This window comes from Enterobacter sp. A103 (assembly GCF_034427535.1).
Classification (GTDB): domain Bacteria; phylum Pseudomonadota; class Gammaproteobacteria; order Enterobacterales; family Enterobacteriaceae; genus Enterobacter; species Enterobacter asburiae_B.
In genome coordinates this window covers 86738-109065 of record NZ_JAXQPQ010000011.1, presented here as the reverse complement: position 1 = coordinate 109065, position 22328 = coordinate 86738, and the positions used below count along the sequence as shown (strand labels likewise).

Genomic DNA, 22328 nt, shown 5'->3' with positions numbered 1-22328 from the left:
TCCAGCACCACAATATTCAGCTGACCGCCGGAGAGATCCTGCTCGGTAAGAAAGGCGCGGCTGGTGATATATCCCCGGCTGATATACCAGTCAGAAATACGGGCGAGAAGCTCCGTTATTTTCTCCATATCCAGACACCGGCCCTGCCACGGCGCAACCAGGGCCTGCTGCGTTTTCGGGGAAATGAGGGTCGTGCCGGAAAGGGTAATGGTATCAATGGTGAAGCAGGGCCCGGTGCCGGCTGCAGGCAGAGGCCTGTCAGGCGCCGGGCGAGGAATACTCCGCTCCAGCTCTTCACGCTGTTGCTGGTTCTGTAATAAAAGCTGCTGCTGTTGCTGCTGAATAGTATCGCGATCGGCTGGCGACAAGGGTGCAGCGTTAACGCTTGCTGAAAAAAGCGCACCCGATAAGATAAAAATAATATAATTTGCTAATGAAATTATTCTTCTTTCTATTTTATTGCTATTCATCCATGCCACAAAATTTATTCGCAATTAATATTTTCGAAATATAAGAGCATTCTTAATGCGAGTATATCTAATTTGCGTTAAGGCGAAGCAAATAAAATATTTTTTCAGAAAAATGAGAGGTGGATTAAGAAAAATTAAGAAGTGATTTAACTAACCCTTAAATCTTGAGTTAGCCGTAATACACTAGCTGTGAAGACGGAACGTTTTTCTCCATTCCGCAGGGCTCACCCCAAAACGCGCCTTAAACTGCTGCCGCCAGGTGACGGCGGAATTAAATCCCACCAGTTCGGCCACGCGCTCAATCGGCATATTTCCGGCTTCAAGCAGGAGCTGGCTGCGCCGCAGGCGTTCGGCGGTAAGCCAGTCGGCGACGCTCATCCCCGTGGCTTGAATAAAATGACGGGTCAGGGTGCGGCGGCTCATCGAAACCACCTCCGCCAGTGAGTCCAGGCTATGCGGTTCGGTAATGTGCTGCTGAAGATAATCGATCAGGCAGTTAATGCGTCCGTCGCGGGTATCTTTGGGTACCGGCTGGGCGATGAACTGCGCCTGACCGCCCTCGCGGTGGGGCGGAACAATCATCCGACGGGCAATCTGGTTGGCGACCACGCTGCCAAAGCGCTGACGAATGATATACAGGCAGCAGTCCAGCGCCGCCGCGGTTCCGGCGGAGGTGATGATATTGCCGTCATCCACGTAGAGCGCATTGATATCCAGCTGAACGTGCGGGAAAAGGGACTGGAACTGATGCTCGAACTCCCAGTGGGTGGCCGCACGTTTGCCGTCGAGGAGCCCCGCCCAGGCCAGCACAAACGACCCCAGACACAGCCCGACGATTTCCGCGCCGTTGTCTCTCGCCTGCACCAGGCTGTCGAGCAGCGTCTGGGGCGGGCGTTCAAGGACGTGCTGCCAGTAGGGAACGACGACAATATCGGCCTGACCAATGGCGGTGTAGTCCTGCGTGGCGTTGAGGGCAAATCCGTCTTTTGAGGTGAGAAAACCCGGCATTTCGGCGCAGATCGTCACGCTAAAGCGCTTTTCGCCGGAGACCGAATCGCCAAACAGAATGCAGGGAACGGAGTAGTGGAACGGGCTGAACCCGTCTACCGCGACAATCGCGACGTTGATTAGCGACATCAGTTCCTCCTTTCCCTTTAACGCACTCAGAATATAACGGTTTCGCCATCCTGGGGAATGCTCACTGCGTCACTCACCTGATTGGCTTCAACGTACTCACGCAGCGCGCTGCGGGTCAACAGGCAGTGGTTAATCGCCTCCATATGGATCGCCACAATGCTGGCCTGCGGCAGCAGGAAATGAACGTTGAGCACGTCCTCCTGCCCCATAATAATGGGCCCAAAACCAATAACGTGGGCATAGCCCGCGTTCAGCACCACCACGTCCGGCTGGTGCTTTTGCAGATCGGCCGCCACCTCGTCACGCCAGACGGTATCCCCGGCAAGATAGAGCGTCTTCTCATCGGGATGACGCAGCACCACGCCGCAGGCCTCACCCAGACGCTCCGCCAGCTCGGGCACGGCGTAAGCGCGATCGGTGCCGTGCTGCCCGCCGTGGGTTTTCGTAATCTGAATATCGCCGAAGAAGGTCGCGTCGGTCATGACCGTCAGGTTGCTGAATCCCTGGCTTCGCAGCAGCGCGGCGTCACGATCGTTTTGCACGTAGATCGGTTTGTCTTTGGCGATCAGCTCCGCCGCAGTGCGATCCCAGTGATCGTCATGGGTATGGGTAACGATCACCGCGTCGGCGTCCAGCAGCGTGTTGACGTCAACGGGGAGTTCGACCGTCGGGTTACGGCGTTCGGCATACGCCGTGCCGGGAAAGCCCGGATAAGCCCCCTTCGGGGCCAGCATCGGGTCGATTAAAAGACGTTTTCCGGCGTAGGAAATCAGCTGGGTGGCGTTGCGAATGTGGGTAATGTTCATGGACTATCCTCCGGTGGGTGTGATAAGGAGGATAGCCAGCCGTCGCACTTGCCGCAGTGGGTTAAAGGGCGATTACCGATGGAATCGGGCCAATTTAAGCAACCCGTTTTCTGTCAGATCGTTTACCAGCCCGGCACCGCCCCGCCGTTAAAGATCGTCTCCGCCGCTTTCGCTACCTCAGGCGACTGATACGACTGGATAAATTCCTTCACGTTCTCCGCGTCTTTGTTGTCTTCGCGCGTCACCACGATGTTCACGTACGGCGAGTTTTTGTCTTCAATAAAGACGCTGTCATGCACCGGCGACAGCCCGGTTTGCTGAATATAGGTAGTGCTGATGATGGCGACATCCACTTTCGGGTCGTCCAGCACGCGCGGCAGCTGCGCCCCTTCCAGCTCCATAATTTTCAGCTGTTTAGGGTTGGCGGTAATATCCAGCGCCGTCGGCAGCAGCCCGGTGCCCGGCTTCAGGGTAATGAGCTTCTCCTTTTGCAGCAGCAACAGCGCGCGGCCAAGATTGGTCGGGTCGTTTGGAATGGCAATCGTCGCCCCGTCCTTCAGGTCAGAGACGGATTTAATTTTGCGGGAATAGCCGGCCATCGGAAAAACAAAGGTGTTCGCCACGACCACCAGCTTGTAGCCATGCGCCTTGTTATCCTCAGCGAGAAACGGGCGATGCTGGAAGACGTTGGCATCCAGTTCTCCCTGGTTGGTGGCATCGTTGGGCAACAGCGAGCCGCTGAAGCCGACCAGCTCAACGTCCAGGCCATATTTCTCTTTTGCCACCTTTTTGGCGACTTCCGCCACGTCCTGTTCAGCGCCGTTGATGACGCCCACTTTAATGTGTTTGGCATCGCTGCCACTTTGATCGCACCCTGCTAGCAGCAGGCCAGCAAGTACCAGAGCACCCAATCGACGTTTCACAAGACAGTTCCTTTTGCTAAATGTTGTAGTGACTATATCGACAACGAGGCGGTGAAATAAAAACCGAAAAAGAATCAATAAGAAGGATAAGTTATATGCGGGTTTTGCCGGGTGGCGCTGCGCTTACCCGGCATGAGGGATCACGACGTTGTCGTCCAGTCCTCTACGGTAAGCTCCTGCACCATTCTGAATGCACGATCGTTAGTCACAATCGTTGTTCTCCGACTGATAGCATGCGCAGCGATCAGTTGATCGAGATCGCCCATCACTTTTCCTCTCTTCTCCATTGCTGCGCGGAGTTCGCCGTACGTTGCGGCGGCGTCACTGTCCCAGTCGCAAATCGTAATGGTTTTAAGAAATTCCAGTATGGTTTTTTGTAATGTGTCGTTTTGCTTTTTGGCTATCCCATAAAGCAATTCAGCCTCCGTTACGCTTGAAATACACATTTTTTCAGTTGGGGTGCGAGAATATTGTTCCAACACCCCAGGATGTTGTCTCACGAGATGGCTTACCATGTTTGTATCCAACATATGCAGCATATTCTAGAGTCCTTCAAAGGGATCTCTTGTTGTATAGCTCTGATTACGTTCCTCTTTGCTGAGGAATGAATCAGGAACATGGGTCTGCTTCAATAAACGTAAAAAGTTATCTCGATGCCGCTCTTTCTCCGATCTCGCAGTCAAAACGACATTCCCCTCCTCATCCCGCCGGATGTAGACGCTCTCCGTATCAAACGCGAATTCAGCAGGTATCATTACGGCCTGATTCCGCCCCTTTTTAAAGAGTTTTGCTGTGCGTTCCATTGCCATCTCCATGGTTTACTTGACCAGGCCAAAGCATGCGCCAGGGCCTGAAAAGAAGACAAGCAACACGCTTCAAATTAGGAATGCGACTCGCAATAAATAGCTGAATCCCTAATCACAGAAAAGGATTTAAAGCGCTTTCGCCAGATAATGCCGCTGCATGCCCGGATAAGGATAATCCTGCAAAGACATTTGCAGCTGGTACCCCTGTTTTTCATAGAACGGGCGCGCCTGGAAGCTGGCGGTATCGACCAGCGCGTGCTTGCAGCCTTTGCGTCTGGCTTCCTCTTCGGCCGTTTTGATGAGCTGGCTGCCCACGCCGGATCCGCGCACGGTCTCGCAGACCCAGAGATAGTCGATATTCAGCCAGTCGCCTTTACGCACCCCAATTAGCCCGCCGAGCATGATACCTTTATCGTCTCGTACGTAAACGCCAATGTCGCCGCTAAAGGTCGCCATATCCAAAAATTGCCCGTTATAGGCTCTTAACCCCACAAATAACTCTTCTTTTTCAGCGAGCGTTACATTATTTGTTATGCTCAGGTGCATTTTTCTCTCCTTATTTTCTATGCAATCTGAATATCTCACAGCTTAACCTCCACAAAAACTCCTCATTCCCTCCATTTTTTAAATACGGAAACATTCCCTCAATATCTAAATAAAAAAAGCCTTTCCAATACGCACCCAAAACGTATACTGAGAACGATCATTCTCACTTTTACACGGTAGCCGACGATGAGTACGAAACTGGAAGAACGACAAAAACAACGTCAGGACGAAATCATCACCGCCGCGCGTCGTTGCTTTCGCGCCAGCGGATTTCACGCCGCCAGCATGTCGCAGATCGCCAGCGAGGCGAAGCTCAGCGTCGGGCAAATTTACCGTTATTTCAGCAACAAAGACGCGATTATCGAAGAGATGATCCGCCGCATCATCGACTCGCGCATTGAGGAGATGCAGGGTAAAACCCTGGTGGAAGGGATGCCGCAGGCGCTCGCCTGGCGACAGACCCTCAACGAAGATGACGATGCGCTGATGCTGGAAATGTCCGCTGAGGCCACGCGTAATCCGCAGGTGGCGACGATGCTGATCGAAGCCGAATCGCGCATGTTCGCCAACGCCTGCGCGCACCTGAAAAAGCAGTTTCCCCACCTGAGCGACGAGCATATTCGCTGCTGCGTGGAGATTACCGCCGTGATGATTGAGGGGACGATTTATCGTCGATTAACCCCCTTAAAAGTCCCGTCAGAACAATTAGAACCCCTTTATCAGGATATTTTAAATATGCTTTTCTCTGCGAAGTAATCGCATATGAATAATTAGCGGGAATAATTAATTCCCCTTTTTTACATCTCTGGCTCAGCCGGAGATGCGGTATCGCTGTGCCTTTAAATTGTCCTCCTCCCTGTTAAGCCATTAACGGGGCTGGCGTCGTTCACCCTGGAAAAAGATTATGAAAAACATAACAACCTCCATCGCGGCATTATTTCTCCTGACCGGGTGCGATAATGCGCAAACATCTGCTCCCCAGCGTCCTCTTCCGGATGTAGGGATTGTCACCCTCTTGAGCCAGCCGGTGTCCGTCGTCAGCGAGCTGACCGGCCGCACCACCGCCGCCATGAGCGCCGAAGTGCGCCCGCAGGTGGGCGGCATTATCCAGAAGCGGCTGTTCACCGAAGGCGATACCGTGAAAGCCGGGCAGGCGCTGTATCAAATTGACCCTTCCAGCTACCGCGCGGCGTTTGATGAAGCCGCCGCGGCGCTGAAGCAGGCTCAGGCGCTGGTAGCGGCCGACTGCCAGAAGGCCCGGCGCTATGCGCAGCTGGTGAAAGACGACGGCGTGTCGCGCCAGGACGCAGAGGACGCACAGTCCACCTGCGCGCAGGACAAGGCCAGCGTCGAGTCAAAGAAGGCCGCGCAGGAGAGCGCGCGCATTAACCTCAACTGGACCACCGTTACCGCGCCGATTGCCGGACGCATCGGCATCTCCTCCGTCACGCCCGGCGCGCTGGTGACCGCCCAGCAGGATACCGCGCTTGCCACCGTTCGCGGACTGGACAGTATGTACGTCGACTTAACCCGTTCCAGCGCCGATCTGCTGCGTTTACGCAGGCAAACCCTTGCCACAAATAGCGATACGCTAAGCGTGTCCTTAGTCCTCGAAGACGGCAGCACCTACGGTGAGAAAGGCCGTCTGGCGTTAACCGAAGTGGCGGTGGATGAATCAACCGGCTCGGTCACGCTGCGCGCCGTCTTCCCGAATCCGCAGCATCAGCTCCTGCCGGGGATGTTCGTTCGCGCCAGGGTAGATGAAGGCATCATGAACGACGCGATCCTCGCCCCGCAGCAGGGCATCACCCGCGACGCCAAAGGCACCGCCACCGCGCTGGTGGTGAATGCCAGCAATAAGGTCGAGCAGCGTCAGCTGGAGACGGGCGACACCTACGGCGACAAATGGCTGGTGCTGAGCGGCCTGAAGGCGGGCGACAGGCTGATTGTGGAAGGTACCGACAAAGTGACTCCCGGGCAGGAAGTGAAGGCCGAAGAGATGAAAGCTGCGGGAGGAAAAGCCTGATGTTTTCCCGCTTCTTCGTGCGTCGCCCGGTCTTTGCCTGGGTTATCGCCATTCTTATCATGCTCGCCGGGATGCTGGCGATCCGTACGCTGCCGGTCGCGCAGTACCCGGACGTCGCCCCGCCGTCGATCAAAATCTCCGCCACCTACACCGGTGCCTCCGCGCAGACGCTGGAAAATAGCGTGACGCAGGTGATCGAGCAGCAGCTGACCGGCCTGGATAACCTGCTCTACTTCACCTCCACCAGCAGCTCGGACGGGTCGGTGAGCATTACCGTCACCTTCGAGCAGGGAACCGACCCGGACACCGCCCAGGTGCAGGTGCAGAACAAAGTTCAGCAGGCGGAATCGCGCCTGCCGACCGAGGTGCAGCAGTCCGGCATTACCGTCGAGAAATCGCAGAGCAACTTCCTGCTGATCATGGGCGTGTACGATAAAACCGACACCGCCAGCAGCTCGGACATCGCTGACTGGCTGGTGAGCAATATGCAGGACCCGCTGGCGCGCGTGGAGGGCGTCGGCAGCCTGCAGGTGTTCGGGGCGGAATACGCGATGCGCATCTGGCTCGACCCGGCGAAGCTGGCGTCCTACTCTCTGATGCCGTCCGACGTGCAAAGCGCGATTGAAGCCCAGAACGTGCAGGTTTCCGCCGGTAAAATCGGCGCGCTGCCCTCGTCGAACGCCCAGCAGCTGACCGCCACCGTGCGCGCCCAGTCGCGCCTGCAGACGGTGGATCAGTTCAAAAAAATCATTGTGAAGAGCCAGTCCAGCGGCGCGGTCGTGCGCATCAGCGACGTCGCCCGCGTGGAGATGGGCAGCGAAGATTATACCGCCACCGCGAAGCTCAACGGCCACCCGGCGGCGGGTATGGCGGTAATGCTCTCACCGGGCGCGAACGCGCTCAACACCGCCACGGCGGTAAAAGACAAGATTGCCGAGTTCAAAAAGTCGATGCCGGAAGGCTACGACGTGGCCTACCCGAAAGACAGCACCGAGTTCATCAAGATCTCCGTTGAGGACGTGATTCAGACCCTGTTCGAAGCCATTATCCTCGTGGTGGTGGTGATGTACCTGTTCCTGCAAAACATCCGCGCGACGCTGATCCCGGCGCTGGCGGTACCTGTCGTTCTGCTGGGCACCTTCGGCGTGCTGGCGCTGTTCGGCTACTCCATCAATACCCTGACGCTGTTTGCGATGGTGCTGGCGATCGGGCTTTTGGTGGATGACGCGATCGTGGTGGTGGAAAACGTCGAGCGTATTATGCGCGACGAAGGCCTGCCCGCCCGCGAAGCCACCGAAAAATCGATGGGCGAAATCTCCGGCGCGCTGGTTGCCATTGCGCTGGTGCTCTCTGCGGTATTCCTGCCGATGGCCTTCTTCGGCGGCTCCACCGGGGTGATTTACCGTCAGTTCTCGGTCACCATTATTTCGGCGATGTTCCTCTCCGTGGTGGTGGCGTTGACCCTGACGCCCGCGCTCTGCGGCTCGATCCTGAGCCACACGGCGCCGCACAAAAAGGGCTTCTTCGGCGCGTTTAACCGCTTCTACAGCAGGACCGAGCGCGGCTATCAAAACAAGGTGCTGCGCGCCCTGCGCCGTTCCGGCGGCATGCTGGTCATCTATGCCCTGCTCTGCGGCGCGATGGGCTTCGCCATGCTTAAGCTGCCGGGCAGCTTCCTGCCAACGGAAGATCAGGGCGAAATCATGGTGCAGTACACCCTGCCCGCCGGCGCGACGACGGTACGTACCGCCGAAGTCAGCCGCCAGGTGCGCGAGTGGTTCCTCACGAAAGAAAAAGCCAACACCAACGTGATCTTCACCATTGAAGGCTTCAGCTTCAGCGGCAGCGGCCAGAACGCCGGGATGGCGTTTGTCTCCCTGAAAAACTGGTCCGAACGTAAAGGCGATGAGAATACCGCGCAGGCCATCGCCCTGCGCGCCACGCAGGAGCTGAGCACCATCCGCGATGCGACGATCTTTGCCATGACGCCGCCCGCGGTGGACGGCCTGGGCCAGAGCAACGGCTTTACCTTTGAGCTGATGGCAAGCGGCGGCACCGACCGCGACGCGCTGCTGAAGCTGCGTAACCAGCTGATTGGCGAAGCCAATCAGGACAGCTCGCTGCACGCCGTGCGCGCCAACGATCTGCCGCAGATGCCGCAGCTTCAGGTGGATATCGACAACAACAAGGCCGTGTCGCTGGGGCTGTCCCTGAGCGACGTTACCGACACCCTCTCCAGCGCCTGGGGCGGGACCTACGTGAACGATTTTATCGACCGCGGCCGCGTGAAAAAGGTCTACATCCAGGGCGACAGCGACACCCGCGCCGTACCGTCGGATCTCAACAAATGGTTTGTGCGCGGCAGCGACAGCACCATGACGCCGTTCTCCGCCTTCGCCACCACCCGCTGGGAGTACGGCCCGGAAAGCCTGGTGCGCTACAACGGCTCGGCGGCGTATGAGATACAGGGCGAAAACGCCAGCGGCGCCAGTTCCGGCACGGCGATGGGCAAAATGGAGCAGCTGGCAAACAGCCTGCCGTCCGGCAGCACCTGGGCGTGGAGCGGTTTGTCGTTGCAGGAAAAACTGGCGAGCGGTCAGGCGATGAGCCTGTATGCCCTCTCTATTCTGGTCGTGTTCCTGTGCCTGGCGGCGCTGTATGAGAGCTGGTCGGTGCCGATTTCGGTCATCCTGGTGATCCCGCTTGGCGTGCTGGGCGCGGCCGTCGCCGCCTCCCTGCGCGGCCTGAACAACGACGTCTACTTCCAGGTGGCGCTGCTCACCACCATCGGCCTGTCGTCGAAGAACGCGATCCTGATTGTCGAGTTTGCCGAAGCCAAAGTCGCTGAAGGGTACTCTCTGACGCGCGCCGCCCTGCGTGCCGCCCAGACGCGTCTGCGCCCGATCATCATGACCTCGCTGGCGTTTATCGCAGGGGTGACGCCGCTGGCCGTGGCAACCGGGGCAGGCGCCAACAGCCGCGTGGCGATTGGTACCGGCATTATCGGCGGTACGCTGGCCGCGACGCTGCTGGCGATCTTCTTCGTTCCCTTATTCTTTGTACTGGTGAAACGTCTGTTCTCCGGTAAACACGCGAACCGGAGGTCATAATGTTTCGTGTATCTATTTTAGCGTTAGCCCTGCTGAGCGCAGGCTGTGTGTCGTTAGATCCAACGTATCAACGCCCGGACGCCCCCGTCCCGGCAACCTTGCCCGGCGCGCACGGCGAAGCCACCGCCGTGGTGAGCCAGTGGCAGCAGGTGATGAACGACGCGCGGCTGAAAAGCGTGGTGACGATGGCGCTGAACAGCAACCGCGACGTGCAAAAAGCGATTGCCGATATCGACGCCGCCCGCGCCCAGTACGGTGAAACGCGCTCGTCCCTGTTCCCGACGGTGGACGCCGAGCTGAGCCATANTATCGACGCCGCCCGCGCCCAGTACGGTGAAACGCGCTCGTCCCTGTTCCCGACGGTGGACGCCGAGCTGAGCCATACCCGCAGCCGCACGCTGGCAAGCGGCGTCGCGACAAGCGACGAAGCCAACGGCGCGGTCTCCAGCTTCGAGCTGGATCTGTTTGGCCGCAACCAGAGCCTCTCCCGCGCCGCGCGTGAAACCTGGCTTGCCAGCGAGTTCACCGCGCAGAACACGCGCCTGACGATGGTCAGCGAGCTGACCACGGCCTGGGTGACGCTGGCGGCGGATAACAGCAACCTGGCGCTGGCGAAATCCACGATGGAGAGCGCCGCGAACTCGCTGAAGATTGTGAAGCGCCAGCAGGAAGTGGGCGTGGCGGCGGCGACGGACGTCAGTGAAGCGATGGCGGTCTATCAGCAGGCGCGCGCCAGCGTCGCGAGCTATCGGACTTTGGTGATGCAGGACAAAAATGCCCTCAATCTGCTGGCGGGCGATACGGTGCCGGACAACCTACTCCCCGGCACGCTGGAGAGCCTGAGCGATAACGCCATCACGCTGATCCCGGCGGGCGTCAGCTCCAGCACGCTGCTGCGTCGTCCGGATATTCAGGAGGCGGAGCATAACCTGCTGAGCGCCAACGCCAACATCGGCGCGGCGCGGGCCAACTTCTTCCCGACCATTTCACTGACCGCCAGCGCGGGCGTCGGCAGCGACTCGCTCTCCTCCCTGTTCAGCCACGGGATGAAGGTCTGGTCGTTCGCGCCGTCCATCACCCTGCCGCTGTTCAGCGGCGGGAACAATCTGGCGCAGTTGCGCTACGCGGAAGCGGAGAAGAAGGGGCTGATCGCCACCTATGAGAAAGCCATCCAGAGCGCGTTTAAGGACGTGGCCGACGCGCTGGCGCGGCGTGAAACCCTGAGCGAGCAGCTCGACGCCCAGCGCGAATACGTCGCGGCGGAGCAAAAAACGCTGGACGTGGCAACGCGCAGCTATAAGGCGGGCGCGGGGGATTATCTGACGGTACTGACCGCGCAGCGGTCGCTGTGGTCGGCGCAGGAATCGCTGATCGCGCTGCAGCAAACCGACCTGGAAAACCGCATCACGCTGTGGCAGTCGCTGGGGGGCGGTCTTCAGTAGCGCTTGCCGGGAAGTTCATGACAGGCGGTGAAGAGAAAATTCATACTTTCGGCTGGCGTCGCTACACTGAATGTAACGATATATTTCATGGGAAGCATGTGACTTCTAAAGGGGGTTGTTGATGAAAGCTGCGCACCTGGTCTGCCTGCTGGTTTGTCTGCTCTTCGCCGCGTTTGTCCATGCTCAGGAAAAGGATGACCCCGCGAAAGAGGCGCAAATAAAGCAGCAGGTCCTTAAAGATATTAAGAAAACCTGTACGCCACAGAAAAAGCAGAGCGATAAAGCCTGGCAGGAGATGATTTTGTCGTCCGAGGCCAATCAGCTGCTGATTAAAAATGCCATCACCGCCGTGAAGCGCGACAACCTGGATGCCTACTGGGGGGCGATTGGTCAGGTGGATTGTATGGAGGATTATTGAATTCCCGCCGGGTGGCGCTGCGCTTACCCGGCCTGGAAAACATGTTTAACGCTTCCGCATATCCGGAATGATGAGATCCCCGCGCAGAACATAGGACCCGAGCATCTGCGTTTTCTCCGTCAGCCAGCTCACAATGCGCGCCGCCATCGCGTCCATGGAATATTCAATCGCCGGGATCACCGGAATGCCCGGCAGGTGCAGCGATCCGGCAAGGCTGAAGACCATAATGTCGTCCGGCACCGATTTATTAAACGCCTGCAGCTGCGGGATCACCCGCTGGGCTTCCTGCTCGTCCGCCACCAGCAGCGCGTTGAAGTTCAGCGTGCTGGCGTTGTTAAGCAGCTCCTGCAGCGCAACGGACGAAGAAGTCGCGTCCATAAAGACCAGGCTGCGATTAAAGGGGAGGAAATTTTTCTCCAGCGCGTGCTTGTAGCCGAGCAGCACCTGGTCAGCAAAACCGCTGCCGTGGGGGTGGATCAGCGCAATCTGGCGACGCCCCTGGCTGGTGAGGTAGTTACAGGCGGTTTCGGCGGCAAAGGCGTGATCGAACTGGATGCTGTTGGAATTATCAGACTCCATGCAGTCCACCAGAATGACGTTATCCATATCCACGTCCAGCGGGAAACGGGCGCCAATCACCAGGATGTCATCGCAAAGCCCGCAGGAGAGTTCTTCAAGGGCGTGCATCACTTCCGCCTTGCTGTGCGCGAAGCGCAGCAGGAGGTGTTTTTGATGCTGGCTGAGCTGTTTTTCCAGCGCGTAGAGATAGCCGGTGGTCTGGTTAATGTTTTCCTGCGCGCAAATGACTCCAATGCAGCCCGTCGACTGGCTCAGCAGCGACTGGGCAATCACGTTGGGACGATAGTTTAGCTCATCCACGGCCTTCAGAACGGCCTGACGGCTGGCTTCCTTAACGCCACGCGACCCGCTCAACACTCGCGATACCGTGGCTTTAGACACCCCGGCAAGACGTGATACATCATTGATTGTCGACATCTCTTTCCCCTGGCAGGCTTACCTCGCGCCTGCAAATTCCATCACCGCTTCGGCTCACATTATAGCCAGAACGGAGTATATCCGTTTCCGTTTTCCATGGAAACCGATTTTCCGTTTCCACTCAAAATGATGTCAAAACAGCCAAATTATGTGACCCACATCCGGTTAATTAGCCTCATAAGTAACGGATCTTGATGGTTGTCACACTTCTGTCTTTTATGAATGGAAACCGGTTTCCGTATAATGTCCAATCATTCTCGCAATAACTTTTTACATTTAGAGGATGGTTGTCGATGTTCAAGATTATGCTGTGCTGCTCTGCCGGGATGTCCACCAGCCTGTTGGTCAGCAAAATGGTCGATGTCGCGAAAGAACGTGGTTTGCCGGTGAAGATTGATGCGTACGGTGTTTCCGAATTTGATACGCAGTTTCCGCAATACCAGGTTGTCCTTCTCGGACCGCAAGTGAAATACATGTTAAAGACACTCTCAGACAAGGCGGCTACGAAAGGCATTCCGGTGCAGCCCATCGACATGATGGACTACGGCATGCAGCGTGGCGATAAAGTACTGGACTATGCTCTGTCGCTCATCGAAGCGGCACACTAAAAGGTGTTCACATGAGTTCGTTATATCAATCCATGGTCGCGGTGATTGAGCAGTCAATTACCCCGCTGGCCGCCAAGCTGGGCCAGCAAAAGTATGTGATTGCCATCCGCGACGGCTTTACCGCCGCGCTGCCGTTTATGATCATCGGCTCGTTTATGCTGGTGTTCATCTTCCCGCCTTTCTCGGCGGATACCACCAACAGCTTTGCCCGCGGCTGGCTGGATTTCTCCCAGACCTATCGCGAACAGCTGATGCTGCCGTTTAACCTCAGCATGGGCGTGATGACCTTCTTCATTTCGGTGGGAATTGGGGCGAGCCTGGGGCGTCAGTTCAACCTCGACCCGGTGATGTCCGGCCTGCTGGCCTTTATGGCCTTCCTGCTGGTCGCCGCGCCGTATGCCGACGGCAAAATTTCGACCCAGTATCTCTCCGGCCAGGGCATCTTCACCGCCCTGATCACCGCCATTTACGCCACCCGCGTTTACGCGTGGCTGAAGCAGAACAACGTGACCATTCGCCTGCCGAAGGAAGTGCCAACCGGCGTGGCGCGCTCGTTTGAGATCCTGATCCCGGTGATGGTGGTGATCGGCACGCTTCACCCGCTGAACCTGTTCATTGAAGCGCAGACCGGGATGATTATCCCGCAGGCGATCATGCACCTGCTGGAGCCGCTGGTGTCCGCGTCTGACTCCCTGCCCGCCATTCTGCTCTCCGTGCTGCTGTGTCAGATCTTCTGGTTCGCCGGTATTCACGGCTCGCTGATCGTCACCGGCATCATGAACCCGTTCTGGATGGCGAACCTCTCCGCAAACCAGGCGGCGCTGGCGGCCGGCGCGGCGCTGCCGCACGTTTACCTCCAGGGCTTCTGGGATCACTACCTGCTGATTGGCGGCGTAGGCTCCACGCTGCCGCTGGCGTTCCTGCTGCTGCGCAGCCGCGTTACCCACCTGCGCACCATCGGCAAAATGGGCGTGGTGCCAAGCTTCTTCAACATCAACGAACCGATTCTGTTCGGCGCGCCGATCATCATGAACCCGATGCTGTTTATCCCGTTCGTGTTCGTTCCGCTGGTCAACGCCTGCCTGGCGTACGCGGCAACCAAACTCGGCTGGTTGGCGCAGGTCGTCTCGTTGACCCCGTGGACCACCCCTGCACCGATTGGCGCCTCGTGGGCGGCAAACTGGGCGCTGAGCCCGGTGGTGATGTGCCTGGTCTGTATGGTGATGTCCGCGCTGATGTACCTGCCGTTCCTGCGCGCCTATGAGCGTACGCTCATCAAAAACGAAGAGCAGAAGGCCCAGGCAACCGTCGGCGCCGCCGAGACCGCCAGCAATTAAGTCAAAGAGGAAGAGTCATGAAATACGCATTTCCCGATAACTTCTGGTGGGGCAGCGCAAGCTCCGCTCTCCAGACGGAAGGGGCAAGAGAGGGGGAAACCACGTGGGATTACTGGTTTGCCCGCGAGCCAAACCGTTTTCACAGCGGCGTGGGGCCGCAGCAGACCTCCACGTTTTATCAGCACTGGAAGACGGACATTCAGCTGTTAAAGCAGCTGAACCACAACAGCTTTCGCACCTCGATTAGCTGGGCGCGCCTGATCCCCGACGGTATCGGTGAAGTGAACCCGGAAGCGGTCGATTTTTACAATCAGGTCATTGATGAGCTGAATGAACAGGGCATCACGCCGTTTATGACCCTGTTCCATTTCGACATGCCGATGGCGATGCAGGAGATCGGCGGCTGGGAAAACCGCGACGTGGTGGACGCCTACGCCCGCTATGCGCAGATTTGCTTTGAGCTGTTCGGCGATCGCGTGCTGCACTGGTTTACCTTCAACGAGCCGATCGTGCCGGTGGAAGGCGGTTATCTCTACGATTTCCACTACCCGAACGTGGTGGATTTTCGTCGGGCAGCCACCGTGGCGTATCACACCGTGCTGGCCCATGCGAAGGCGGTTCAGGCCTACCGCGCCGGGCATTACGCGGGGGAGATTGGCATCGTGCTGAACCTGACGCCGTCGTACCCGCGTTCGCAGAACCCGGCAGACGTGAAGGCGGCGCACATCGCGGATCTGATGTTTAACCGCAGCTTCCTTGACCCGGTCCTGCGCGGCGAATACCCGGCAGATCTCGTAGCGCTGCTGAAATCCTGCGATCAATTACCCGCCTGTAAACCGGAAGACGGTTTCCTGATAGCGGAAGGGAAAATCGACCTGCTCGGCGTGAACTACTATCAGCCGCGTCGCGTGAAGTGTCGCGACAGCGCGGTGAACCCGCAGGCGCCGTTTATGCCGGAGTGGTTCTTCGATAATTACGAGATGCCGGGCCGCAAGATGAACCCGTACCGCGGCTGGGAAATCTACGAGCCGGGTATTTACGATATTCTGGTCAACCTGCGCGACAATTACGGCAACCCACGCTGCTTTATTTCTGAAAACGGCATGGGCGTCGAAAACGAGCAGCGTTTTATTGAAAATGGCCAGATTAACGATCAATACCGCATCGAGTTTATTTCCGAACATTTAGCCTGGCTGCATAAGGGTATTAGCGAAGGGTGCAATTGTCTCGGCTACCATATGTGGACGTTTATTGATAACTGGTCGTGGTGCAACGCGTATAAAAATCGCTACGGATTTATCCAGCTCGATTTAGAGACGCAGAAACGCACCATTAAGAAAAGCGGAGAGTGGTTTGCCGCTACCGCGTTAAATAATAGTTTTGAAAAAGAGTAATGATGATGATCGCATTAGAAGAAGCCGTAATGGAAATTATCGTCAATGCCGGACAGTCCCGCAGCCTGTGCTTTGAAGCGCTGCACGCGGCGCGTCAGGGCAACATTGACGAAGCCAAAAGCCTGCTGCGCGAAGCCGACGGCTACGCGCGCCAGGCGCACAAGATGCAGACCAAACTGATCGAGCAGGATGCGGGCGAAGGCCGCCAGCCGATGACGTTAATTATGGTGCACGCGCAGGATCATTTAATGAACTCCTTATTAGCGCGTGAACTGTCCGAAGAAATTATTCATTTATATCAGAGATAGTCTATGGCGAAATAATTATTGTAATACCTCTGTACCCTAAATAGAGATCCACTTGTTCTGATGATAGCGACATACTCTGTCAGATCGGAGCGGGATGGTTATTGTCTGAATAAAATTAAACTATATTGAGATAACCATGAATACGATTAAAAAACTTCCATTAACCATGGCGGTTATCGCCGCGCTTTGCCCAATTTCCGTGCTCGCACAGGAATTCACCCAGGAGCAAATCGACGCCATTGTGGCGAAAGCGGTGGATAAAGCCCTCGCCGAACGTCAGGCCAAAATGGATGCGGCGGTCGCGAAAAAAGCGGACGTGGTGACCGAGCCGCAAAGCGCGGCGCAATCTCCGGATATGGCGATCCCGTTCGGAATTAAATTTACCGGCTACGCCCGCTACGGCGCGCACTTCCAGGCTGCCGATCAGAAATACGTCGCGGTGGACGGCTCGTACAACGGCGCGTCCGCCATTGGTCGTCTGGGCAACGAAGGCAACGGCGGGGAATTCCAGCTATCCAAGGCCTTCAAGGGTGAAAACGGCGCCATCTGGGACGTTAACGTGATGATCGACCACTGGGGCGACGAAGTTAACCTGAAAAAAGCCTACGCGGGGGTGACCAACATTATGGCCTCCAACCCGAACGCCTATTTCTGGGCAGGCCGTGACTTCCACCAGCGTCCGCAGCAGGGCATCAACGATTACTTCTGGATGAACCACGACGGCCAGGGCGCCGGGGTGAAGAACTTCGACATCGGCGGCGTGCAGTTTGACGTCGCCGCCGTGGCGGCGGTGGAATCCTGTAGCCCGGAAGTGATGGAAGATGAAGCCAACCCGTCGCGCATCACCTGTACCGGCGGTTCCGGCACGGGCGACAAAGGCAACTACGCCGCGACCTCAAAAATCCACGGCATGAAGCTTGGCCCGATCGACATGGAGCTGTACGCCAACTACGGCTTTGACTCCAAGGCGGTGGAGAGCGACGAGCGTCTGAACGCGTGGCAGGGCGGCGTGGTGTTGAGCCACACCAACGACAGCGGCGTGAACAAGGTGATCGCCCGCTACTCCGATAACGCGGACAACAGCGTGTTCAACAAAACCGAGGATCTGACCACGGTCTACGCCAGCTTCGAAGGGCTGTACAAATTCACCCAGGCCACGCAGGTGGAGTACATCCTCGCATTCCACGACTACGACAACAGCCGCGATAAGACCGACAACCGCAAGAACTACAACGCCATCGTGCGCCCGATGCACTGGTGGAACGATGTTCACTCCACCTGGCTGGAAGCGGGCTGGCAGCATGTTGATTACGACAACGGCGGCGACAACAAGGGCTGGAAGCTGACCCTGTCCCAGAACATGTCTATCGCCATGGGGCCGGAGTTCCGCCCGATGCTGCGCTTCTACGTGACCGGCGGCAAGGTGGATAACGAACGCACCGCGCGCGTGAACAACACCAAAGACGAAACGCTCGACGACTTCAACGTCGGCGCGATGTGGGAGGCGTGGTTCTAGGCAAGGTAGAAGCAAAACGGCAACGAGAGTTGCCGTTTTTAGTGTTTGCTCCCTCTCCACGTGGGAGAGGGCCGGGGTGAGGGCATCAGGCCGCACGCAACCATGCTATGCTGTTGACCGAATTAACGACAACATCGCAGGGGAGAACATGGGTTCCACACGTAAAGGGATGCTAAACGTCCTGATCGCCGCCGTTTTATGGGGCAGTTCCGGCGTTTGCGCGCAGTACATCATGGAGAAAAGCCACATTTCTTCGCCTTACCTGACCATGGTTCGCCTGCTGTTTACCGGCGTGATCCTGCTGACGCTCTCCTTCGTTCACGGCGACAAGATTTTCTCGGTCATCAAACATCGCAAAGACGCCCTCAGCCTGCTGATTTTCTCACTCGTCGGCGCGCTCACCGTGCAGCTCACCTTCCTGCTGACGATTGAGAAATCCAACGCGGCGACCGCTACCGTGCTGCAGTTTCTCTCGCCGACCATTATCGTGGCCTGGTTCGCCCTGGCGCGGAAAAAGCGCCCCGGCGTGTTTGTGCTGTCGGCCATCATGACGTCGCTTGTCGGTACGTTTCTGCTGGTCACCCACGGCGACCCAACCTCGCTCTCCATCTCGCCTGCCGCGCTGTTCTTCGGCATCGCCTCGGCGTTTGCCGCCGCGTTTTACACGACGTATCCGTCAACGCTGATCGCCCGCTACGGCACGCTGCCGATTGTCGGCTGGAGCATGTTGATTGCCGGGTTAATGCTGACGCCGTTCTACGCCGGACGCGGGACCACCTTTGTGATTGACGGCAGCCTGCTGCTGGCGTTTTTCTACCTGGTGGTGATTGGCACGGCGCTGACGTTCAGCCTGTATCTGAAAGGCGCGCAGATGATTGGCGGGCCGAAGGCGAGCATTCTGAGCTGCGCCGAACCCTTGAGCAGCGCGCTGCTGTCGGTGGTGTTGCTGGGGGTGGCGTTCACCCTGCCGGACTGGCTGGGGACGCTATTGATCGTGTCGTCGGTAGTGTTGATTTCAATGGATTCGAGAAGACGGGTTCAGACATCGGCGTAGCCTGATGCCCTCCCCCCAACCCTCTCCCACGGGAGAGGGAGAAAAACACTACTTCGCCTTCACCTTCCCCGCCACCAGCAGCGCGGTCAGCAGCATCAGCGTGCCGGAGATCACCAGCGGTGACGTCAGCCCCAAATGGTCGAGCGCCACGCCGCCAATGGCCGCGCCGCAGGTGTTCGCCAGCTGGATCACCGCCACCTGAATCGACCCGGCTTTTTCCGCCTGATCGGCAAGCGAGCGGGTGATCCACGTCGACCAGCCCACCGGTACCAGCGCAAAGGCCAACCCCCAGATAATCGCGATGGCAGACGCCACCCACTTATCGCTGCCCCACAGCACCAGCACCGCCGCGCTCGCTGCCAGCACCAGCGGCGCACCCGCCAGCGCCACCTTCAGGGAGCGTTTCAGGAACTGGGAAGACAGCGAGGTGCCGACAAAGCTGGCGATACCAAAGCTCAGCAGCACCAGCGTCAGGCCGTCCACGTCAAAGCCCGCCATGGTCATAAACACCGGGCGGATATAGGTAAAGAAGGCAAACTGCCCGGCAAAGGACATAAAGATGGCGGTCATCCCCGCCAGCACGCCGGGGCGCTTCAGCAGCGCGAACATGTTCTGTTTGTGGTGCGCCGCTTCGCCCGGCAGGGACGGCAGCGCTTTCCACACCCAAATGATGCAGAGCAGGCCCATCACCGCCGCCGCGTTAAAGACGTTACGCCAGCCGATAATCCCGCCGAGGAAACTGCCTAACGGCGCGGCGATCACCAGCGCGATAGAGACCGCACCGAAGATAACGGAAAGCGCTTTTGGCACCGTCCGCGCGGGCACCAGGCGCATGGTCAGCGAGGCCGACATCGCCCAGAAACCGCCTAATCCCAGCCCCAGGCAGGCGCGCCCCAGCAGCAGCAGGGTGAAGCTTTCCGCGAAGGAGACCAGCAGGCAGGAGAGCGTCAGCAGCACGCTGAACAGAATGACCACCTTGCGACGGTCGATGGTGCCAATCACCTGGGTGATAAACAGGCTGGCGAACATCGCCACGAAGGCGGTAACGGTAACGGACTGCCCCGCCACGCCTTCGGAAATGCCCAGATCCTGCGCCATCGGCGTCAGCAGGCTCACCGGCAGAAACTCAACGGTAATCAGGCAGGCGACGCAGAACGCCACGGCGAAAACGGCCGACCAGTTGGGGCGAGAAACCTCTTTGGTCTGCGGTCTGGTCGTGGGCTGGATATGTTCTGTCATGGCGTCACCTGAAGATAAAAACGTGCGGAAAAGTCGCGCAGTTTATCATCAAAAGTGTGACGGATTTAACGATTTGACAACTTTTGTCGTTTTTACAGGGGATCAGTGCAGGTAAAACACGCCCTCTTCCGGCAGGAAGAGCTGGTTATAGCGAAGCTGGAAAGCGTTTAGCTCCTGCGGATCGGGCTCCATCTCGCGCATGAAGCCAAGCGCCAGACGAATTTGCGCATCGGTAATGGGTGCGGCAAGGCGGGCTTTACGCAGCATGCGGTGCCAGGCGTGCAGGTTCTCCTCGCTGCCGTCGACGATGCAAACCTGCCAGATCAGCAGCACCTGCGCAGCGTTTTGCAGATGCGCCTCGTCGGGTCGCTCAAGGTAGCGGATAAACTCATTGCCGGGCGTTTTTCCGAACTGGTCGATCATCGACTCAACCGGCATCGGGGTGATCCCCAGACGCTCGCTCAAACGTTTGATGGCGCGGCGGGAATCTGAGGTCAGGACGCGAAATCCCACCACAAACACCACGGCAAGCGTTGCCAGCATTATCCAGACCATGCGTTCTCCTATGAATAGCCGCTCATCATAGCGGGAAACGCAGGGCGTCGACAGCGACAGGCATAAAAAAGCCCGGCATCACACACCGGGCAAAGAAGTTACCTGCACACTCAGGCTGTTTTTAATTTCTGCGCACGATTTTCACGGCGAATCTTACGTTCTTCCAGCACCGCGACCATCGCCATCAGGACGATACAGCCGATCGCTGCGGCATCCAGCGCCGCGAAGGTGCCCGCCCAGCCGGTGAGGCCGAAAATCGGCGTGCCGTCGGCGATCATCCCCAGACCCAGCTTGGCGAAGCTGTCGCCGATCAGGTAGGCGAAGGTGCCTTTAATCCCATCGGCGGCGCCGATCGCTTTTTTCGGGACGAAGCCCACTGCCGCCACGCCGATCAGCAGCTGCGGGCCAAACACCAGGAAGCCGAGCGCGAACAGGGACGCCAGGTAAACGTACTGGTTGCTGGCGTGCTGGTAGACGCCGAGCGTGGCGATAATCAGCGCCAGCGCGACGCAGGCCACCAGCGCACGACGGCCGTTGGCGAGATCCGAGAGCCAGCCCCACAGCAGCGTGCCGACCAGGGCGCCCACTTCGAACAGGGTGAAGCCCTGAATCGCCACTTCTTTAGAGAGCTTCAGCTCCTGGAAGGCATACACGGTCGACCACTGGTCGATGCCGATACGCACCACGTACAGGAAGATGTTTGAGAAGCACAGCAGCCAGATCACTTTGTTTTTCAGCACGTACTCAACAAAGATCTGCCATTTGGACATCTCGTTTGCTTCGGTCTCTTTATCCTCTTCGCTGATCTCCTCGCCGAACAGCTCTTCGGCTTTGCCAAGGCCGTAAGATTCCGGGGAGTCGCTGCCGTAGCGCAGGCCGATAAAGCCGACGATCAGGGCGATAATCGACGGGAAGATAAACATGCCGATCACGTGGCCGTCGAACAGGTAGTTTGCGCCAAACAGCGCCACGCCTGCCGCACCCGCCCCGCCGAGGTTATGGGAGATGTTCCACATGCCGAGGTACGAACCACGCTTGCGGCGCGGGGTCCATTTGGTGATGGTGGAATAGCTGCACGACCCGCCGGTACTCTGGAAGAAGCCGCTCAGGGCGTAGAAGGCGATCATCATGAACAGGCTGACGGAGCCCGCGCCCATGCTGGCGCTGAAGCCGAGCATACAGATGGCGGAGAGGATCAGCATAAACGGCAGGAACTGCTTGGTGTTTTTGCCGTCCGCGTAGTAGGACACAACGGTTTTACCCACGCCGTAGGTGATGGAGAAGCCCAGGCCAATCATCCCCAGCTGCGTCATGCTCAGCCCGTAGGTTGAGATCATGTCGTTCTGCGCGATGTTAAAGTTTTTGCGGATCAGGTACATGGTCAGGTAGCCGATGAAGACCACCAGATAGGACTGCATGAACGGTTTGAACCACATCTTGCGCCGCACGTCGAGCGGCAGATCCAGGGTCGGCTTGCGCACCTGGTTGAGGAAGGCCAGCATGGTTTGCTCCTGAGCTGATTTTTACCTGCGAATGGCAGGCATTGTAAAAATCAGCCGGGAGAGATGCCTGAGACAGCGTCCAGGTAAAACCGGGAAAATTTCCTGGTTTTGCGCCATTCGGGGTGAAAAGGTGAG

22 protein-coding genes are annotated in these 22328 nt (G+C 57.8%); 11 read left to right on the top strand and 11 right to left on the bottom strand.

The window, feature by feature from the left end; all coding sequences use genetic code 11:
- The 7 genes from SPH27_RS20535 to SPH27_RS20505 form a co-directional block, all read right to left on the bottom strand.
- On the bottom strand, window positions 1-470 hold a 470-nt coding region (locus SPH27_RS20535), incomplete at its 3' end, for a POTRA domain-containing protein (RefSeq protein WP_322435790.1).
- A gap of 183 nt (window positions 471-653) precedes the next feature.
- Entirely contained in the window at window positions 654-1607 is a 954-nt protein-coding gene (locus SPH27_RS20530) for a GlxA family transcriptional regulator (protein WP_182072110.1), read from the bottom strand.
- Between the two features lie 26 nt (window positions 1608-1633).
- The gene (locus SPH27_RS20525; RefSeq protein ID WP_182072108.1) at window positions 1634-2413 is read right to left on the bottom strand and encodes an MBL fold metallo-hydrolase; all 780 of its coding nucleotides are present in this window, start codon (window positions 2411-2413) and stop codon (window positions 1634-1636) included.
- Between the two features lie 122 nt (window positions 2414-2535).
- Window positions 2536-3336 (bottom strand): lipoprotein NlpA, encoded by an 801-nt coding sequence (gene nlpA / locus SPH27_RS20520; protein WP_182072106.1) that lies wholly within the window; start codon window positions 3334-3336, stop codon window positions 2536-2538.
- Between the two features lie 140 nt (window positions 3337-3476).
- Window positions 3477-3875 (bottom strand): type II toxin-antitoxin system VapC family toxin, encoded by a 399-nt coding sequence (locus SPH27_RS20515; protein WP_176686521.1) that lies wholly within the window; start codon window positions 3873-3875, stop codon window positions 3477-3479.
- A 3-nt stretch (window positions 3876-3878) separates the two neighbouring features.
- Window positions 3879-4139, bottom strand: coding sequence for an antitoxin (locus tag SPH27_RS20510; protein ID WP_182072104.1), 261 nt, complete (start codon window positions 4137-4139; stop codon window positions 3879-3881).
- A gap of 129 nt (window positions 4140-4268) precedes the next feature.
- Window positions 4269-4688, bottom strand: coding sequence for a GNAT family N-acetyltransferase (locus SPH27_RS20505; RefSeq protein WP_182072102.1), 420 nt, complete (start codon window positions 4686-4688; stop codon window positions 4269-4271).
- A gap of 186 nt (window positions 4689-4874) precedes the next feature.
- Between SPH27_RS20505 and SPH27_RS20500 the strand changes: the two genes are divergently transcribed.
- The 5 genes from SPH27_RS20500 (at window position 4875) to SPH27_RS20480 (ending at window position 11684) form a co-directional block, all read left to right on the top strand.
- Window positions 4875-5444 (top strand): TetR/AcrR family transcriptional regulator, encoded by a 570-nt coding sequence (locus SPH27_RS20500; RefSeq protein ID WP_033144322.1) that lies wholly within the window; start codon window positions 4875-4877, stop codon window positions 5442-5444.
- A gap of 148 nt (window positions 5445-5592) precedes the next feature.
- Complete coding sequence (locus tag SPH27_RS20495; protein WP_182072100.1) at window positions 5593-6714, top strand: efflux RND transporter periplasmic adaptor subunit; 1122 nt, start codon at window positions 5593-5595, stop codon at window positions 6712-6714.
- A complete protein-coding gene (locus tag SPH27_RS20490; RefSeq protein ID WP_182072098.1) occupies window positions 6714-9824 on the top strand; it encodes an efflux RND transporter permease subunit in 3111 nt (1036 codons plus the stop codon). Before SPH27_RS20495 ends, SPH27_RS20490 begins: the two co-directional genes overlap by 1 nt.
- A complete protein-coding gene (locus SPH27_RS20485; protein ID WP_322435789.1) occupies window positions 9824-11266 on the top strand; it encodes an efflux transporter outer membrane subunit in 1443 nt (480 codons plus the stop codon). The genes SPH27_RS20490 and SPH27_RS20485 overlap by 1 nt, the downstream gene beginning before the upstream one ends.
- A 121-nt stretch (window positions 11267-11387) precedes the next feature.
- Window positions 11388-11684, top strand: coding sequence for a YicS family protein (locus SPH27_RS20480; RefSeq protein WP_023309843.1), 297 nt, complete (start codon window positions 11388-11390; stop codon window positions 11682-11684).
- 45 nt (window positions 11685-11729) lie between these two features.
- On the opposite strand, the gene SPH27_RS20475 is transcribed toward SPH27_RS20480, so the two are convergent.
- Entirely contained in the window at window positions 11730-12680 is a 951-nt protein-coding gene (locus SPH27_RS20475; protein ID WP_047646737.1) for a LacI family DNA-binding transcriptional regulator, read from the bottom strand.
- Between the two features lie 293 nt (window positions 12681-12973).
- Here SPH27_RS20475 and SPH27_RS20470 point away from each other — a divergent pair, with 293 nt between their 5' ends.
- From SPH27_RS20470 to SPH27_RS20445, 6 genes are all read left to right on the top strand, one after another.
- Window positions 12974-13288 (top strand): PTS sugar transporter subunit IIB, encoded by a 315-nt coding sequence (locus tag SPH27_RS20470; RefSeq protein ID WP_039260376.1) that lies wholly within the window; start codon window positions 12974-12976, stop codon window positions 13286-13288.
- Window positions 13289-13299: 11 nt separating this feature from the next.
- The gene (locus SPH27_RS20465; RefSeq protein WP_023309840.1) at window positions 13300-14625 is read left to right on the top strand and encodes a PTS sugar transporter subunit IIC; all 1326 of its coding nucleotides are present in this window, start codon (window positions 13300-13302) and stop codon (window positions 14623-14625) included.
- A gap of 17 nt (window positions 14626-14642) precedes the next feature.
- Window positions 14643-16019: a glycoside hydrolase family 1 protein gene (locus tag SPH27_RS20460; RefSeq protein WP_064673037.1), complete on the top strand. Its 1377-nt coding sequence runs from the start codon at window positions 14643-14645 to the stop codon at window positions 16017-16019.
- Between the two features lie 5 nt (window positions 16020-16024).
- Window positions 16025-16327 (top strand): PTS lactose/cellobiose transporter subunit IIA, encoded by a 303-nt coding sequence (locus SPH27_RS20455; protein ID WP_029741865.1) that lies wholly within the window; start codon window positions 16025-16027, stop codon window positions 16325-16327.
- Between the two features lie 136 nt (window positions 16328-16463).
- Window positions 16464-17843 (top strand): carbohydrate porin, encoded by a 1380-nt coding sequence (locus SPH27_RS20450; RefSeq protein WP_033144328.1) that lies wholly within the window; start codon window positions 16464-16466, stop codon window positions 17841-17843.
- A 148-nt stretch (window positions 17844-17991) separates the two neighbouring features.
- Window positions 17992-18897: a DMT family transporter gene (locus SPH27_RS20445; RefSeq protein ID WP_048981411.1), complete on the top strand. Its 906-nt coding sequence runs from the start codon at window positions 17992-17994 to the stop codon at window positions 18895-18897.
- A 48-nt stretch (window positions 18898-18945) separates the two neighbouring features.
- On the opposite strand, the gene nepI is transcribed toward SPH27_RS20445, so the two are convergent.
- From nepI to uhpT, 3 genes are all read right to left on the bottom strand, one after another.
- The gene (gene nepI, locus SPH27_RS20440) at window positions 18946-20136 is read right to left on the bottom strand and encodes a purine ribonucleoside efflux pump NepI (RefSeq protein ID WP_039260374.1); all 1191 of its coding nucleotides are present in this window, start codon (window positions 20134-20136) and stop codon (window positions 18946-18948) included.
- 102 nt (window positions 20137-20238) lie between these two features.
- Window positions 20239-20691 (bottom strand): DUF1198 domain-containing protein, encoded by a 453-nt coding sequence (locus SPH27_RS20435; protein WP_021242696.1) that lies wholly within the window; start codon window positions 20689-20691, stop codon window positions 20239-20241.
- A 110-nt stretch (window positions 20692-20801) separates the two neighbouring features.
- Complete coding sequence (gene uhpT / locus SPH27_RS20430) at window positions 20802-22193, bottom strand: hexose-6-phosphate:phosphate antiporter (RefSeq protein WP_182072094.1); 1392 nt, start codon at window positions 22191-22193, stop codon at window positions 20802-20804.
- Window positions 22194-22328: the final 135 nt, after the last annotated feature.

Bases quoted from the DNA above. Each gene is read 5' to 3' on its own strand.
- SPH27_RS20470 (WP_039260376.1), top strand. From the start codon at position 12,974: ATGTTCAAGATTATGCTGTGCTGCTCTGCCGGGATGTCCACCAGCCTG.
- SPH27_RS20490 (WP_182072098.1), top strand. From the start codon at position 6,714: ATGTTTTCCCGCTTCTTCGTGCGTCGCCCGGTCTTTGCCTGGGTTATC.
- SPH27_RS20505 (WP_182072102.1), bottom strand. From the start codon at position 4,688: ATGCACCTGAGCATAACAAATAATGTAACGCTCGCTGAAAAAGAAGAG.
- SPH27_RS20435 (WP_021242696.1), bottom strand. From the start codon at position 20,691: ATGGTCTGGATAATGCTGGCAACGCTTGCCGTGGTGTTTGTGGTGGGA.
- SPH27_RS20515 (WP_176686521.1), bottom strand. From the start codon at position 3,875: ATGCTGCATATGTTGGATACAAACATGGTAAGCCATCTCGTGAGACAA.
- uhpT (WP_182072094.1), bottom strand. From the start codon at position 22,193: ATGCTGGCCTTCCTCAACCAGGTGCGCAAGCCGACCCTGGATCTGCCG.
- SPH27_RS20465 (WP_023309840.1), top strand. From the start codon at position 13,300: ATGAGTTCGTTATATCAATCCATGGTCGCGGTGATTGAGCAGTCAATT.
- SPH27_RS20480 (WP_023309843.1), top strand. From the start codon at position 11,388: ATGAAAGCTGCGCACCTGGTCTGCCTGCTGGTTTGTCTGCTCTTCGCC.
- SPH27_RS20525 (WP_182072108.1), bottom strand. From the start codon at position 2,413: ATGAACATTACCCACATTCGCAACGCCACCCAGCTGATTTCCTACGCC.
- SPH27_RS20495 (WP_182072100.1), top strand. From the start codon at position 5,593: ATGAAAAACATAACAACCTCCATCGCGGCATTATTTCTCCTGACCGGG.
- SPH27_RS20530 (WP_182072110.1), bottom strand. From the start codon at position 1,607: ATGTCGCTAATCAACGTCGCGATTGTCGCGGTAGACGGGTTCAGCCCG.
- SPH27_RS20475 (WP_047646737.1), bottom strand. From the start codon at position 12,680: ATGTCGACAATCAATGATGTATCACGTCTTGCCGGGGTGTCTAAAGCC.
- SPH27_RS20445 (WP_048981411.1), top strand. From the start codon at position 17,992: ATGGGTTCCACACGTAAAGGGATGCTAAACGTCCTGATCGCCGCCGTT.
- SPH27_RS20460 (WP_064673037.1), top strand. From the start codon at position 14,643: ATGAAATACGCATTTCCCGATAACTTCTGGTGGGGCAGCGCAAGCTCC.
- SPH27_RS20455 (WP_029741865.1), top strand. From the start codon at position 16,025: ATGATCGCATTAGAAGAAGCCGTAATGGAAATTATCGTCAATGCCGGA.
- SPH27_RS20450 (WP_033144328.1), top strand. From the start codon at position 16,464: ATGAATACGATTAAAAAACTTCCATTAACCATGGCGGTTATCGCCGCG.
- nepI (WP_039260374.1), bottom strand. From the start codon at position 20,136: ATGACAGAACATATCCAGCCCACGACCAGACCGCAGACCAAAGAGGTT.
- SPH27_RS20500 (WP_033144322.1), top strand. From the start codon at position 4,875: ATGAGTACGAAACTGGAAGAACGACAAAAACAACGTCAGGACGAAATC.
- SPH27_RS20510 (WP_182072104.1), bottom strand. From the start codon at position 4,139: ATGGAACGCACAGCAAAACTCTTTAAAAAGGGGCGGAATCAGGCCGTA.